Genomic DNA, 16083 nt, shown 5'->3' with positions numbered 1-16083 from the left:
AAAGTAAAAATTGAAATTGACATAATAATATTGAATCATTATAATAAGTTATGAATATGTGTAAGACTGTAGTTGCAGTCTGCAAATATTCAACGATACAGAGGACATTGACTGTAGTTGCAGTCTGTGGAATCTGTTTTTTTTTATTTTTCAAACAAGAATTGTATAAATTATATATTTTTACAAAAATAAATAGCTTAAAATATAATATTAATAAAAAAGTATAAATACTATTAGAATTTTACTAATATTATATATCTAATTTCCTATTTCAACAAAGTTTTATAAGATTGAAGGAGTAATTAAATTTTAATTACTATAATAAATATAAGGGTATTCACACCTTGTTCTTAATGAATTGAACAGGTGTGAATTTTTTTCATATATAAAAGGAGAATAATAAATTGTAATTCACTAGAAGTAATCATTTTTATAGAAATATAGAAGATTAGAAGATGTTCGTAAAAAAATAAAGAATTTTCAAAATATTAAACTTTATAGTAAAATATATTGGAATATAAAAGAAAAGGAGGAAATTTATGTAGGGACAGAGGGACGGGTCCATCGGTTCAATTTCGATATAGAGGCCTATCCCTCGTAACTTTCATACATAAAAGCACAGAGGGCAAGCCCCTTAATTCCCCAATTAATGATCATGAATCGACTGGATGACTCGACCTTTCCTTCCTACTGTCGTTTCCGCATGGTATAGTGATTGATAGATTGCTTCTTCGGTAGCTTCAACGGTGGCAGCAAATATCTCGTTCATCATCGGATGGTGATCATGAAGGAGTGTTCGAGTATCAGTCATTTCGCTTGATCATGAGGGATCGTGTATCCACTGGAAAAGGTAATGATAATATCCCCACTACCATTTGACACTGTTGTTCCTGTTCGTCCTAAACCGATTGCTGCACGTTTGGCTATTCGTTTTAACTGTCGATCAGAAAGAGGAGCATCTGTTGCGACAACAATAATGACAGAGCCATCTGGTTTTTCCAAATTATCCTTTTCCCAGTTTTTTATTTTTAATTCGTCTTTGCGACCAAAGTTTGTGAGAGCCAGGACACCAACGGTATATTGCACATCTTCATATTCCGCTATTCTTGAAGCAGAACCAATCCCACCCTTTACACCGTAACAAATCATTCCTTTTCCTGCGCCGACCGCACCTTGTTCAACCGGGCCACTTTTCACGGTTAGGATCGCTTCAATGGCATGGTCGGGTTTTATCGCCATTAAGCGCATGGAATTCAAATAACTATCATTACATTCACCGACAACAATGTTTAGTGAACTCGTCGCATCGCCAATTGCTGGATTTTCTTTTAACATATACTCTAACGTCCCTTGAAGAACAGCAGGGACACTGAAGGTGTTTGAAAGCATGATCGGTGACTCGATAACACCGAGCTCTTCCACTTGAACAAGTCCCACCGTTTTACCAAAGCCATTTAAGACAAAACTAGCGGCAGGGACCTTTTGTTCAAAAATATTCCCATCATGGGGAAGAATCGCCGTCACCCCAGTACAAATCGTATCTTCTTCATTTAACTTTTCATAAAGCGTCACATGGCCTACTTTTACACCGGCCACATCTGTAATTGCGTTGAATTTTCCTTTTTTCATTGGTTACTCCTTATATGTTTTTTATTCATTATAAACTTTTTGGAGTTAAATTGGTTTTGTAGTTGCACGATTCTTCTGGTTTAAGAAAAATTAAAATGCTACATAAAAGGCAAACGGCTACTTTGAAAAAACTTGAAAAATATCCCATCTTATGATTCCATTAATATAGACAATTTAATAAAAAAGTCCGCACCTTGCGGCAGAGGTCCTAGCTACCCTCTATAAAAAACTAAGGAATGTCATACTTTCGTTAGTATGGCTTTTTTGTTTGTTATGAGGTTATAGTCACCCTCTATAAAAAAACTAAGAGAGAAGCAGTACTTCCCTTAGTACTGCTTCTCTCTTTGGAAAGGAGTAGTTTACATGTTAAAAGATGAAAAGGCGGTTGTTGTGTTTAGTGGTGGTCAAGATAGCACAACCTGTCTGTTTTGGGCAAAAAAGACATTTAAAGAGGTGGTTGCTGTCACATTTGATTATAACCAACGACATAAGCAAGAAATCGAATGTGCCCAAGCCATAGCCAAAGAGACTGGTGTTGAGCAATATATTTTGAATATGGATTTATTAAATCAACTTACGCCGAATGCATTAACAAGAAATAATATCGCAATAAAAGATGGGGAGAATGGCGAATTACCATCAACCTTTGTTCCTGGAAGAAATTTACTATTTTTATCTTTTGCCGCAGTCTTAGCCAGTCAAGTCGGTGCAAAGCACTTAGTAACAGGGGTAAGTGAAACGGATTTTAGTGGTTATCCAGATTGTCGTGATTCGTTCGTTAAATCATTAAATGTCACAATCAATTTAGCAATGGATCAAAACTTTGCCATCCATACGCCGTTAATGTGGTTGGATAAGTCGGAAACTTGGAAATTAGCTGATGAATTAGGTGTACTGGAATTAATTAAAACTAGAACGTTAACTTGTTATGAGGGCATTATTGGCGACGGTTGTGGAAAGTGTCCTGCTTGTGTCCTCCGTAGAAAAGGGTATGAAAAATATATTCAAAGTAAAAAATCAACACATTGATGAAGGAGAATGTATGATGAGAGTATTTTTATATTTAGCTTCTATAATTCTAGCGAATGTGTTGACGGCAGCCTTTCAACCATTAGAAATCGGTATATTTATTGTTCCAATCGGAACATTTTTAATCGGATGTACATTTATTTTCCGTGATATTGTGCAAAATAAATACGGTAGGAAATTAACATATCTATTCATAGCCACTGCTTTAGTTTTATCAGCTATCGTTTCTTACTTACTCGGTGATACGTTAATGATCGTAATGGCATCCGCCGTGTCCTTTTTAATTTCAGAGGCGTCAGATACGGAAATTTATACACGATTAAAATTGTCGATTGGCTGGCGAGTCTTCTTTAGTGGGATTGTTGGTGGATTTTTAGATTCTGCTATCTTTGTTATTTTAGGATTAAGTCCTTTAGGAGCTGGATTTATTCCATGGGAAGCTGTTCCAGTGGCGATTTTAAGTCAACTTATTGTGAAAATTCTTTTCCAATGTATCGGTGCACTTACAATTGTTCAAATAGTAAAGCATCCGAAGTTAAGAGCGGTCATTTATTAATCTAAGAATTAATGTAATTTTTGAAAATATTTAAGCTATTGAAATTGGGTACAGAAAACAAAACGACAGAACCTAGTGGGCTACTACGTTCTGTCGTTTTCTCATGATTATGCAAGTTTATCTTTTGATTGATTTGAATTTAATTCAGAATCTGAGTTGTTTATTTTCAGTCTAAATGGCGCAATTATAAGTGCGGCAATTAAGATAACACCCAAATAACCGACTAATGGAAGGAAACTTGAAACAAGACCAGTAAAACCAATAAAACTTAATCCAAATTCACTGATCAGTGTAATTACTAAAATAACATTAAATTTCTTTGTGCCAGTTTGTGCAAGTCGTGCAACAAAACCGTACACTACACTCACTGTTGTATTAAATATCATTCCGAAAATGACAATGGACATTATTGTTCCAAAAATTGGTGAAATTTCATTGATAATACCGAGTAACGGCATATCAAGAGTGGCAACTTCTTCAATTTTAATGAAGATGGCAAAGTGGACAAGTTGAATTAAAATTCCTAGTCCGAGACCACCAACAAGTCCACCGAAAGCCGCGATTTTCGGATCCTTAATTGTACTTCCCGATATAATCGCCATAGATGCACCTAGTGTAAGGTTCATACAAGCATAGTTAAGGCTAGAGACGAACCAATTCGGAAGTGAAGAAGGTGTTTCTACAGCAGTTGCTAATTTGTTTAACGATGCAAATGAGCTATCTAATGTCACAAGAGTATAAACTGAAATAATGATAATTAAAATAATTAAAAATGGTGATACACTACTAATGATCGAAACGACACGACTGGTGTTTAATAGAGAAGAAACAAAAACTAGTAAAGTCATGACTAAGGAACCCACAAAGTATGGTAAACCAAATTGTTGGTGTAAACTAGCACCTGCACCAGCAATCATTAAGATTCCCATACCGAAAAGTGTAAAAATTAAAACGTAATCAATAATGGTCCCTACTAGTCGACCGCTTACTTGATAAATTACTTCTTTGTGAGAAGTAGCCTTTGTACGACTTCCTAACCAGACAAGAACCATCCCACAATAGGCAAATATTACTGTTGAAATAATTGCACCAATAGAACCGATTAATCCAAAACTGGTAAAATATTGTAATATCTCTTGACCGGATGCAAAGGCTGCTCCGACAATAATCCCGATAAAAGCGCTTCCAATTTTTAAGATATCTTTCATATTTTAAAATTTCCCCCTTGTTATCTAATGTCTTCCATTGATGATAGAAAATCCCCTTCAAAAACAATATATCAAAATTCTGTAATAATTAATTTATTGAAAAAATAAAAATAAAGCGTGATTTTTTGTAAAAATGAATAAACGCTTACATTTTTTGATAATACCCCTTTCTGGTAAACATTTCAAAAATAATGTAGAGGGAAAGGAAACTTATTAAGAGTGCAAACTAAGCTAGTTTCTATCACCTGACACATTTTTTAAGAAAAGAGTGAATCTTTTAGAAGTTTTTTGTAAAAATGGAGAATATTTCAACAATGGTAATTTTATGCTAATATAAAATAATATAATGAAACAGGGGGGGATTATATGCAATTATCAGAGAGTGTTTTTCAATTATTCGCCATCATTCTATATTTTCTTGCGATGATAGCCATAGGATTTTATGCCTACCGTCGCATTCATAACCTCAATGATTACATGTTAGGTGGGAGAAGTCTTGGTCCAGCTGTTTCTGCATTAAGTGCCGGAGCGGCAGATATGTCACAATGGTTGTTGATGGGCCTCCCAGGAGCCATTTATGTTGCAGGCTTAGTGGAATGGTGGATTGCGATTGGCCTGACCATAGGGGCCTGGTTAAATTGGAAGATTGTAGCACCGCGACTGAGGGTATATACTCAAATATCGAATGATTCAATTACGATACCAAGTTTTTTTGATAACCGTTTTAAAGAAAATGCGAAAATTTTACGGATTGTATCCGGAATTATTATTTTAGTCTATTTTACTTTTTATGTATCATCAGGTTTTGTGGCAAGTGGAGTGTTTTTTGAAAGTTCCTTTGGCTATAGCTATCATTTAGGATTATTTATTGTTGGTGCTGTGATAATTCTTTATACATTAGTCGGAGGATTCCTTGCTGTTAGTTACACGGACTTTGTGCAGGGGACAATTATGTTTTTAGCACTTATTTCACTTCCAATCATTGGTGTATTCACCACTGGAGGACTAAGCGAGACGATTGGTGCAGTAAAAGATTTTAATCCTAATTGGTTAAGTTTAACTGCAACAGCAACTGTTTCTGGGGTTATTTCATCCCTTGCTTGGGGATTAGGATATTTTGGACAACCACATATTATTGTTCGGTTTATGGCGATTCGGACGGCAAAAGAGACGAAACAAGCCCGTCGAATTGGAATTGGCTGGATGATTTTAACACTGGCAGGTGCAGCCGCAACAGCATTTGTCGGAGTTGCCTATTTCCAAAAAAATACAGGAGTAGAACTATCGGATCCTGAAGCCGTTTTTATCCAAATGGGGCAAACTTTATTCCATCCGTTTATCGCAGGGATTTTATTAGCGGCTGTATTAGCAGCAATTATGAGTACCGTTTCGTCACAACTCATTGTAACTTCATCTGCCTTAGTTGAGGATATTTACAAAGCGATTTATAAAGCTGATGCATCGGAAAAACGATATATTTTGCTTGGTCGAATTGCTGTTTTAGTGGTGTCGATTGTGGCTCTAATTTTAGCTTGGGAAAAAACGAATACAATATTAAATTTAGTTGCCTTTGCTTGGGCAGGATTTGGAGCAGCTTTTGGGCCGATCATCCTCCTTTCGTTATATTGGAAGAGATTCACTAGTCACGGAGCTCTAGCCGGGATGATTGTCGGTGCTGTTACTGTATTTATATGGGGAAATACAGCACTAAGGGACTATCTCTATGAAATTGTACCAGGTTTTCTTTTAAATTTCATCGTTGCCGTTATGGTTAGTAAGCTCACGTATAAACCAATTCCTAAAGTGGAAAAAGAATTTAATGAGACTTTGAAGTTATTGGAAGAAGAGCTGGAATAGATAAGTTTCAACAATGAAATCGATTACATCTATTGGTGATTCTTTGAATCAAACGTTCATCGAGCTTCTGGCATGTCCAGGAGCTCTTTTATTTTATATGACACCTAACAAAATAACTTTAAGTTTTATAATAATTGATGATTAAAAATCTATTTTTCAATACAATTAAATCGATAGAATCATTCGTAATAAAATTGATAGATTATTACAACAAGTATGAGTAAAATTATTGTGGGCAAAATTCAACCCCCTCATTTGTTGAGGGAACGTTAGAACGCTCAACAAATGAGGGGGCCACCAAGCGAAAGCGCGGTAGTTAATAAGCAAATAACATGAAAAAGAGGGTTACTCCTTGGTAGAATCTTAGTCAACCAAAACTAAATCACAAACAAAGGAGTAACCCCTCACGCAAAAGAATAACACAGTATATCCAAATTTAAAACAGATTGAGCAATTAGTTTGGAGGCAATTACAGGAAACCTTCTCAAAGGTCATGAAAACACTATTAGAGGACATGGACAAGCAGATTGCTGAAGAACGAAATAAAAAGCGTTATCGTCTACTCGATAAGCGTACCACCACTATGATCAGTCTTTTTGGCGAAATAAAGGTGAAACGGAACTACTACCGAGACAGGGAGAAAGGTGAATATGTCTATCTGCTTGATCGCTCTTTGGAATTCGAAGGGACCGGCTCCTTTAGTCCGCTGATAGAAGAAGCGGCTCTAGAGCTTGCCATTACAGGGCCATCCTATCGAAAGGCAGAACACACGCTTGAAACACTTTTAGGATACCGAGTGATTAGTCACGAAGCTATACGTCAACACCTGTTACAGATTGAAAGTATCCCAAAAGAGTGACAGCCTGTAAACTATCCTCTCCTATTCGTGGAAGTGGACGGCCTATAGGTGAAACGTCAAGGAAAAGGAAAACGAGGCAAGGGAGAAAAAATTGCAGCGGTTCATCAGGGCTGGGAAATCAACGGAAAACGAGTAAGTTAGAAAGACAAACGCCATTTTATTCACCGTGGGAACCAGCCATTTTGGGAGGCGTTTGAGGATTTTCTCATTGAAAACTTCGAGTATGACCCAACTGTCCATAAGCTAGTAATAAACGAGGATGGTGCCGGATGGATTACAGCCTGTCGAGACCATTTTAAAGGCAGGGCATTCTTTTCAATTGACCGTTTCCACGTGGCAAGGGATATTCGCAGCTTATTCCGTAAGGATCCTCGCTATCGCCAAATGCAAAAGGCACTAGCGTCCTATGACAGTCAGAAACTACTTACGGAATTAAACAGTGCTGTTGGAACACGAGAGACAGAGGATCAGGAAGAACGTCTTGACCAATTGATTCGTCAACTAGAAAAATATCCTGAAGCCCTCGGGGATTACCGGAAGTGGCTCCAAGAACAAGGTATTGACACCAAAGGAATGCGTCCAATGGGAAGTGCCGAGGGAACGATGAGTGTCTTCGCAAAAAGGCTCAAAAATGGACGTAGCTGGGTAGAAAAAGGCGTAAGTGCCATGATTACTGGATTGGTGGCTTTCCTAGACAATCTGGCATTGAAAACATTATTTGGGAAAGTCGAAGGATGGACAGAAACCAAGGAGGAAAAGAATCCACCAAAACATTACGTAGAAAAGGTGACAAGTACAATTGGTGAAGTCACAAGAGACAATCTCCTATACCTAAAAGGTAAGGCAAATATTCCAGTGTACAAGACTTTAAAGGAGTTGGCCGGATTTTAAAAAAGACAAATTTTTTATCAAGAGAGTACCCTAAAATAGTGAATCCGCTTTCATTGTTAGGGAAAAAAAACTACCCACAAATACTTGACTTAATCTTCTTATTTGTGGAATTGGACAAATATATATTCTTTATATTTTAATAATAGTAAGGGACATAAAAGAAGATATCTACTTTTTTCCTTTTTTAAGAATGGAGGGGTACTGTTTGAGCCATACATCAAGAAAGCAAAGATTATATGAAGCACTTAATAGCGAAATTTATAAGTATCCGGAAAAATTAGCAGATTTCCTTGCTGAAGTTTTAGATTGTCCAATAACAATAGAGGATGCAAATCATCAATTGATTTCTTATAGTAAACATCATGAAAATATTGATGAAGCGCGTCTATCTACAATTATTCAAAGACAAGTACCGCATAAAGTAATTGATTGTTTATGGAAAAATGGGGTAATGAAAAAACTATTAGAAAGTGATAAACCTGTTATAATACCAGCAATTCCGAGTGTTGGCTTAGGAAATAGAGTTACTGTTTCTATTCGAGAAAATGATGAAATTTTAGGGTTTATATGGGCGCATATAGAAGAAAAAACAATAAGAAATGATGATTTAGAGTTGTTCATTGAAGCTTCAAAATTTGCGAAAAAATATTTTTTATATGTCCTTAATAAAACAGGAAAAAGTAAAAAGCAGTATCGCGATTTTTTTTGGCAGTTGCTTTTGGGGGATTTTAAAGAGGAAAATAAAATTCATGAATTAGCAAAACAATTTGATATGAATTTAAGTGGAAAATTATCCATTGTTATTATCGATTTTGAAAAAGTAGAATCTGTGACTGAGTTGGTAAAAAAACATGCTTTTTATTTAGTGGAAACACTGAGCAATGTAAACATTGTTGGCCGTTTCTTTGATCAACATCAGCTCATTTTACTTGTTCAATTAAAAAAAGAAAACGATACAAAATCTGCTATTCATGAGTATATTCAGATATTTATTGATAGGCTTTGTAATAGACTACAAATCGATCATGTAATAGGAAGTAGTGGATTGATATATGATACTCCATCATCGTTACATTATAGCTATATGCAGGCAAATAAAGTATTAGAGCTGAAAAGGAAATTTCCTAACGAGCTTGAAAATGTTTATTTATATCAAGATCTAGGGATTTATCAATTTCTAGATGATTTATATCGAATTAGAATGAAAGAAAATTATCGAAATGAAGTCATTGAAAAGTTAAAAGAGTATGATGAAGAGAATAATACGGATTTACTAAATTCTTTACGAGTATATTTAAAAAATGATAGTAATGTTAACTTGGCTGCAAAAAAGATTCATGTTCACTCAAATACGATGAACTATCGCTTAAAGAGGATAGCTGAAATATGTGAGATTGATTTAAACGATTCAAGTCTTAAAACGAACTTATATCTTGATTTACTGATTCACAAAGTTTATCACTAATTGTGTAAATTCACAAACCCCCACTCTTAATTTTATTCTTTTAAATAATGAAATTATTTTAGAAAAGAATTATGATTAAAGTGTAAATTCAATTAGAGGAGATGTGGAGAGTATGATTATTGGGGTACCTAAGGAAATAAAAAACAATGAAAATCGTGTTGCTTTAACTCCTGCTGGTGTAGTGAACTTAGTTAATGCTGGTCAAACGGTTATAATAGAATCTGGTGCTGGTTTAGGCAGTAGTTTTTCTGATGATGAATATAGAGCAGCTGGTGCTGAAATAATTGAAAGCGCTTCAGAGGTATGGGCGAAAGCTGATATGATCATGAAAGTTAAAGAACCGCTTGAAGCCGAGTATAAATATTTCCGTAAAGGTTTAATCCTTTTCACATACCTTCATTTAGCAGCTGAACCTGAATTAACAAAAGCGTTAGTTGAAAATGAAGTAACGGCTATTGCATATGAAACAATTACTGTAAATAATACACTTCCTTTGCTTACACCTATGAGTGAAGTTGCCGGTCGTATGGCTGCACAAATCGGTGCACAATTTTTAGAGAAATCAAAAGGCGGAAAAGGCATTTTATTAAGTGGTATTCCAGGCGTAAAACGTGGAAAAGTTACGATTATTGGTGGCGGTGTTGTTGGTGAGAATGCGGCTAGAATTGCCATCGGTCTTGGTGCAGATGTAACAATTATCGACTTAAACCCTGCTCGTCTACGTCAATTAGAAGAAATTTTTGGTAACCAAGTTCAAACATTAATGTCAAATTCTTATAACATCGCAGAAGCAGTGAAGGATTCTGATATTGTAATCGGTTCTGTATTAATTCCAGGTAGAAGAGCACCAAAACTTGTTACAGAGGAAATGGTTAAGTCTATGCAACCTGGTTCAGTTATCGTGGACGTTGCCATTGACCAAGGTGGAAACTTTGAAACGATCAATGAACCAACATCCCATGATAATCCAATTGAAGTCATCCATGATGTTCTTCACTATGCTGTTCCCAATATCCCTGGTGCAGTTCCAAGAACAGCGACTGTTGGATTAACAAATGTGACAGTTCCATATGCCATTCAAATTGCACAAAAAGGTGTGGAAAAAGCGATTGAAACAAGTGCACCAATTAAAACCGGTGTAAATGTGATTGCTGGTAAAGTAACAAATAAAGCTGTCGCAGACGATCTTGGTTATGAATACGTTCCAGTTGAAGAAGCAATAAGACTTCAAGTAACAGTTTAAATACAGTTTTAAGGGCTGATTCCTAGCAGCCCTTTTTCCATTCAACAAAGGGGTGAAATGCATGAAGTTTGGAAGTTATCGAACAGCTTGGGCAGAAATTTCATTAGATGCTATTCAATATAATGTAGCGACATTTAAAAGTTATATCTAGAACAATACGAAATTGATGGCTGTTGTTAAAGCGGATGGGTACGGACATGGTAGTGTGGAAGTTGCTAAATCCGCGATTAAAGCAGGTGCAGATTATATAGCAGTCGCCATATTAGATGAGGCATTAATTTTACGAAGAGCTGGAATTGATGCACCTATTTTAGTTTTAGGGTATACACCTCCTGAGTCCGTAAAAACAGCAATTGAAGAACGCATATCGTTAACCGTTTTTACAGAGGAAGTGATTGAAAAAATACAAGAAGTGGCAGAAACGTTAAAAGTTACGGTTAACATTCATTTAAAAATTGATAGCGGAATGCATAGAATTGGGATTCAAAATCGGGAGAAAGCATACGCCTTTGTACAAAAAATTAAATCGGATTATGTTTATTTAGAAGGCATCTATACTCATTTTGCTGATGCCAATAATCATGATGCTACGTATACGAATAAGCAATTCAATAAATTTATGGAAATTGTTACGTATTTAGAAAATAATGGTGTTCATATTCCGATTACCCATTGCTGTAATAGTGCTGCAACGATTCAATACCGTGAAATGCATCTAGATATGGTCCGGGTAGGCGTTAGTTTATATGGCTTGTATCCAGAAGAGCACTTGGAATCGTTCATTTCTTTACGACCAGCCATGACTTTTAAAACAAAACCAGTTTATCTTAAAACTGTGAAAGCAAATGAACCAATTAGTTATGGATGTACATATGCTCCGAAAGAGAAAGCATTAATCGCCACAATGCCTATCGGATATGCCGATGGATTATCTCGTTCCTTATCAAATAAAGGTTATGTTACTATCAAGCAAAAAAGAGCACCGATTGTTGGTCGAGTCTGCATGGATCAATCAATGATTGATGTTAGCCACATAGAAAATGTGACAATCGATGATATTATTACGATTTTTGGTGATCCTAAGGAAGGGTATATTTCCATTGGTGAAGTAGCGAAGATAATGAATACGATTCATTATGAAACGTCTTGTCTTATTGGAAAACGTGTACCTCGTGTATATATTGAGAATGGGAATATCATTTCTCAAAAAAGCTTGCTAATACATGGATGAAACCCTTAAAAGGTAAAGAGGTAGTGGTAAATTGGGCATATCGATTAAACACTCATAAAAAATGCGTCCATTATTATTAGTGTTTTATATAGTAGGAACTTTATTTATATTTTCGGTCTATTTACGGACGTTGACGGTAAATATTCGGTTAAGATATTATATAAATAGAGTATTCTAAAAATTTATATAATATAAAAGATAGAAATTTTAATTTCCATCTTTTATCATTCAGAAGGGAGTTGACAATCGATTAATATATTAAAAGAGAATGTGCCGATTAATGAAAATCACGAAAAACTTATCTCCTTATCTGGAATATCAAAAAAAATATTATTAAAACCATACTATTATGAAAAGGATATTCCTGGTGCAATCAATGATTGTTATCTTAGAGAAGGAGCTGTCGAACGCTTATTAAAAGCAGCAAACTCTTTACCAGAAAACTATTATTTTCTTGTTTTTGATGGCTGGCGTCCTTTTAGAGTACAAATGGCACTATATGAAAACTTGAAAAAGGAACTACAAGAAAAAGGACTTACTGGTGAAAAGCTCAACAACGAATTGGCAAAATATGTAGACTATCCATCGGTAGATAAAAATCGTCCTTCAAATCATCTAACAGGTGGAGCCATTGATTTGACGATTGTAACAGATGAAGGCTTTTTAAACATGGGTACAGGTTTTGACGATTTTTCAAAAAAGTCAAGAACGAATTATTTTGAAGAGATAATGTATCCAAATGAGGAAGAAAAAGTGATTAGAGAGAACCGTAGAATTTTAAAGGAAGTTATGGAAAACGTTGGTTTTACGAATTTTGATGAGGAATGGTGGCACTATGATTTTGGTAATCAAAATTGGGGAATGAAGACAGGTAATGACGCAATATATGGAGGGATTTTAGAGCTCGAGTTTAAAAGGAATTTTAGTGGAGTGTGCTAAATGAAAATTCGAGTGCTTGCTATAGGGCCATATGATATAGAAAAGGTAGTAATGGAAGTTGCCGAAGAATATCCAGAGCTACATTTAATTTATCTAACTTATTTATACGAAAATGAAGTGATAAAAATTGTAAAAGAATATGAAGAAGCATATGAAATTATCCTGTTTGCTGGATCATTACCTTATCACATAGTAAACAGACATTTAAAAATTAACAAACCTATGTTTTACATTCCTTTTGAAGGAACAGCTTTATATCGGGTTCTTTTTAAACTAACAGTGGATCCAAAATTTAATTTACAATACCAATCATTAAAAATGAGTATTGATAATCTACAAAAATATGAAGTTGAAGAAAGTTTAAGTGAATTAGAAATTAAAGTGCACAAAACTTATTATTATGATGATCAGGACAAGTATGATTTAGAAAATATGGTTCGTTTCCATTACGAATTATGGAAAAACGAACAAATTCAAGTCGCAATTACTTGTGTCGGGTCTGTTTATGAAAAATTGGTCAAATTAGGTGTGCCTGCACTACGGATCATTCCGACACGGAGCACAATTAGAAACCGCCTACAACTAATTTTGGCTACAGCTCGAAGTCTGCGTGAACAAGAATCTCAAATTGCAATAGGCATTATTGATTTGGAACATATTTTTAAACAGGATCATTTAACAGACTACCAGTTAGAACGTAGGTTACTAGCTCTCAAACATATTTTTGTAGATTATGGAGAAAAGTCTCAATCGATTATTAAATGGACCGATCGTCGTGAATTGAAATTTATTACGACTCGAGGAGCGTTAAAATTAGGACAAAAAGATTCAACTGAAAATAAGTTGCTTAATGATATTTTTCAACAAACAGATATGCGGGCTAATATGGGGATAGGAATAGGAAAAACTGCAAATGAAGCGGAGTTACACGCACGCGAGGCATTGAAAAAAGCGAAAAAGACGAACACGAATTATTACATATACGATGAAAATGGAGAAATTTATGGTCCGACAAGGGGGACATCTCCAATTAGCTATTCTTTACGTAACGATAATAAACAGCTTTTAGACCTTGCTGAAAAAGCAAATGTAAGTGTCTCAACAATCAATCGTTTGTTATCCTTTTTCGATGTTCATGGCAAAACTACCGTAAACGCAAATGAATTAGCAAGTGGATTAGGCATTACTCTTCGAAGCGCAAGAAGGCTTTTAAATAAATTAGAACAGGCAGAATTGGCAGCGGTTACAGGTCAGGAACAACCAGCCCACCGTGGCAGACCGAGACAAATCTATTCATTAAATTTTGATTCATGGTTAATAAAGGATGTTAATTAATTTGAAGTTATTAATAAATGAACAAATGGGGGATGGAATATGAATACACTTATTCAGCCGGATGATACTTGGCTATTATGGGGATTTTTAGCCGGTTGGGCAGCAATTAGTATTTATTTAGAGCAAAAATACAAATGGGCATCTAGAATTTCCGGAGCGATCATTGCTCTTGTTGGGGCAATGTTATTAGCCAACTTTAATATTATCCCAACGGAATCTCCAGTTTATGATACGGTTTGGACATATGTTGTACCACTAGCTATTCCATTACTATTGTTTCGTTCAAATATATTAAAGATATGGAATGAAAGTGGTTGACTTCTAGTAATATTTTTAATTAGTTCAATTGGTACAGTAGCAGGTGCAATCATCGCATTCTTTGCATTGAAAGAATATATTCCTGATTTAGAAAAAATATCTGCGATGATCACTGGTTCATACATCGGAGGAGGAGTAAACTTTGCAGCAATGTCAGCGAAGTTTGAAACACCGGGGGATCTTGTTTCAGCTACTGCTGTTGCGGATAATATGTTAATGGCCATTTATTTTCTCGTGTTAATATTGATTCCTAGCTGCTTCATATTGGGAGCGGAAGGACATCTCATTATTAGATATTGGTAAAGCGGTAGGAACAGCCTTTGCTATTGTAGCATTGTCCTTTACGATTGCTGGATTTTTTTATAATTTAATTCCTTCAGGAGAAAATGTAAATGTATTTTTAAACATTTTAAATGGAATTTTTGGCGATAACTATTTAATGTTAACAACACTAACGATGATTTTCGTTACAATTTTCCCTAAGAATTTTGAGAATATTAATGGAGCACAAGAAATTGGAACGTACTTGATTTATATTTTCTTCGTCGTGATTGGTGTTCTTACATCACTACCATTGATTTTACAAAATGCACCACTAATCTTTATATTTGTAACCACCATGGTATTCATTAATATCCTTTGGTGTTGGTAAAGTGACTAAGTTTTCATTGGAAGAAATTATCCTTGCAAGTAATGCGAATATTGGAGGTCCGACAACAGCTGCGGCTATGGCCATTTCAAAGGGATGGACAAAACTTGTAGGACCGATATTGCTTGTAGGAACTTTAGGTTATATTATTGGTAACTATGCTGGATCAGCAATAGGTTACTGGTTAAGTAGCTTTTTATAAAAATTTAATATTTTGAAGCCTTAGTGTTAAAATCTTTTAAATATTAATAGATTGAAAAGGACACCGTATATTAGAAAGCGGTGTCCATATTTGTTTTTAAAGAAAAATGTTTTAAGATTCTATATCGTGATTAAACATCCTCACTCGTCTCTCTTCATCATTTTCCTTCAAACTAATTTTATCGTTGTCAACATCCATCCATATCGTTTACTATCAAGCCAAGGGTAAGTAATAAAACGCGGTATGTTCATTACAACAATTATAAACTGTTCATTAACTAATTATTAAATGAAAATAAAGAAATCAAAGGTCATTATATAAACCTTTTATAATCAAAAGTGAAAGAGGGACAGGGTATGGATAATAAGGAAAAAATTTTAATCGTTGAAGATGATGCGTCAATCGCGCGCATTTTAAGTGATCATTTGCGGAAGGAGGGCTTCTTTGTCACTTGGGCTTCGACCGGTAAAGAAGGCTGGGAAGATTTTAAATCGGATGGCTATGGGGACAGGTCCCTTGTCCCAACTTTTAACGTTTAAAGAAGCAAAACGGAATAAAAAGATATGCATTAAAAAATTTATAGAGTCTTAAAAGATTTAGAACTGGATGCCAATTTTACAATTGGTATTTTTTTCGTTATGTGTAAAGGTTTACGACATTTAGTATGAGTAT

Annotated in this window: 11 protein-coding genes, 3 pseudogenes and 1 riboswitch; of the genes and pseudogenes, 12 read left to right on the top strand and 2 right to left on the bottom strand. The window is 35.1% G+C overall.

Annotated features, from left to right (window positions below):
* Positions 1-646 precede the first annotated feature (646 nt).
* Positions 647-1629, bottom strand: a pseudogene (locus tag GW534_RS13490) (DmpA family aminopeptidase).
* A gap of 196 nt (positions 1630-1825) precedes the next feature.
* A riboswitch (PreQ1 riboswitch) is annotated at positions 1826-1868 on the top strand.
* 124 nt (positions 1869-1992) lie between these two features.
* Here GW534_RS13490 and queC point away from each other — a divergent pair.
* Positions 1993-2658, top strand: a complete 666-nt coding sequence (gene queC, locus GW534_RS13485) for a 7-cyano-7-deazaguanine synthase QueC (protein WP_161921529.1) — start codon at positions 1993-1995, stop codon at positions 2656-2658.
* A 16-nt stretch (positions 2659-2674) separates the two neighbouring features.
* On the top strand, positions 2675-3214 hold the full coding sequence (locus GW534_RS13480; RefSeq protein WP_161921528.1) for a VUT family protein: 540 nt from the start codon (positions 2675-2677) through the stop codon (positions 3212-3214).
* Positions 3215-3321: 107 nt separating this feature from the next.
* Here GW534_RS13480 and GW534_RS13475 read toward each other — a convergent pair whose 3' ends face one another.
* Positions 3322-4422 carry a YkvI family membrane protein gene (locus GW534_RS13475; RefSeq protein ID WP_161921527.1) on the bottom strand — a complete coding sequence of 367 codons (1101 nt, stop codon included), beginning with the start codon at positions 4420-4422 and terminating at the stop codon, positions 3322-3324.
* Between the two features lie 366 nt (positions 4423-4788).
* Between GW534_RS13475 and putP the strand changes: the two genes are divergently transcribed.
* The 10 genes and pseudogenes from putP (at position 4789) to GW534_RS13430 (ending at position 15950) form a co-directional block, all read left to right on the top strand.
* Positions 4789-6279 (top strand): sodium/proline symporter PutP, encoded by a 1491-nt coding sequence (putP, locus tag GW534_RS13470; protein WP_161921526.1) that lies wholly within the window; start codon positions 4789-4791, stop codon positions 6277-6279.
* A 445-nt stretch (positions 6280-6724) separates the two neighbouring features.
* Entirely contained in the window at positions 6725-7138 is a 414-nt protein-coding gene (locus GW534_RS16545) for a UPF0236 family transposase-like protein (RefSeq protein WP_312854677.1), read from the top strand.
* 156 nt (positions 7139-7294) lie between these two features.
* Positions 7295-8029: pseudogene (locus tag GW534_RS16540) on the top strand (UPF0236 family transposase-like protein); the annotation flags it as partial.
* A 205-nt stretch (positions 8030-8234) separates the two neighbouring features.
* Complete coding sequence (locus tag GW534_RS13460; protein ID WP_161921525.1) at positions 8235-9494, top strand: PucR family transcriptional regulator; 1260 nt, start codon at positions 8235-8237, stop codon at positions 9492-9494.
* Between the two features lie 112 nt (positions 9495-9606).
* A complete protein-coding gene (gene ald / locus GW534_RS13455) occupies positions 9607-10737 on the top strand; it encodes an alanine dehydrogenase (protein ID WP_161921531.1) in 1131 nt (376 codons plus the stop codon).
* A 166-nt stretch (positions 10738-10903) separates the two neighbouring features.
* On the top strand, positions 10904-11968 hold the full coding sequence (gene alr / locus GW534_RS13450; protein WP_312854676.1) for an alanine racemase: 1065 nt from the start codon (positions 10904-10906) through the stop codon (positions 11966-11968).
* Positions 11969-12238: 270 nt separating this feature from the next.
* A complete protein-coding gene (locus tag GW534_RS13445; protein ID WP_312854675.1) occupies positions 12239-12907 on the top strand; it encodes a M15 family metallopeptidase in 669 nt (222 codons plus the stop codon).
* Positions 12908-14242 carry a helix-turn-helix domain-containing protein gene (locus tag GW534_RS13440; protein ID WP_161921524.1) on the top strand — a complete coding sequence of 445 codons (1335 nt, stop codon included), beginning with the start codon at positions 12908-12910 and terminating at the stop codon, positions 14240-14242. It begins immediately after the preceding gene.
* A 39-nt stretch (positions 14243-14281) separates the two neighbouring features.
* A pseudogene (locus GW534_RS13435) lies at positions 14282-15411 on the top strand (DUF819 family protein).
* A gap of 356 nt (positions 15412-15767) precedes the next feature.
* On the top strand, positions 15768-15950 hold the full coding sequence (locus GW534_RS13430) for a response regulator (RefSeq protein ID WP_202630940.1): 183 nt from the start codon (positions 15768-15770) through the stop codon (positions 15948-15950).
* Positions 15951-16083 lie beyond the last annotated feature (133 nt).

Source organism: Pallidibacillus pasinlerensis (assembly GCF_009996845.1).
Lineage (GTDB): Bacteria > Bacillota > Bacilli > Bacillales > Caldibacillaceae > Pallidibacillus > Pallidibacillus pasinlerensis.
The sequence above is the reverse complement of the archived record's forward strand: the minus strand, read 5'-3'. Positions and strand labels throughout refer to the sequence as shown.

Coding starts and splice junctions, on each gene's coding strand:
- alr (WP_312854676.1), top strand. CDS start 10,904: ATGGCTGTTGTTAAAGCGGATGGGTACGGACATGGTAGTGTGGAAGTT.
- GW534_RS13480 (WP_161921528.1), top strand. CDS start 2,675: ATGAGAGTATTTTTATATTTAGCTTCTATAATTCTAGCGAATGTGTTG.
- ald (WP_161921531.1), top strand. CDS start 9,607: ATGATTATTGGGGTACCTAAGGAAATAAAAAACAATGAAAATCGTGTT.
- GW534_RS13475 (WP_161921527.1), bottom strand. CDS start 4,422: ATGAAAGATATCTTAAAAATTGGAAGCGCTTTTATCGGGATTATTGTC.
- putP (WP_161921526.1), top strand. CDS start 4,789: ATGCAATTATCAGAGAGTGTTTTTCAATTATTCGCCATCATTCTATAT.
- queC (WP_161921529.1), top strand. CDS start 1,993: ATGTTAAAAGATGAAAAGGCGGTTGTTGTGTTTAGTGGTGGTCAAGAT.
- GW534_RS13440 (WP_161921524.1), top strand. CDS start 12,908: ATGAAAATTCGAGTGCTTGCTATAGGGCCATATGATATAGAAAAGGTA.
- GW534_RS13430 (WP_202630940.1), top strand. CDS start 15,768: ATGGATAATAAGGAAAAAATTTTAATCGTTGAAGATGATGCGTCAATC.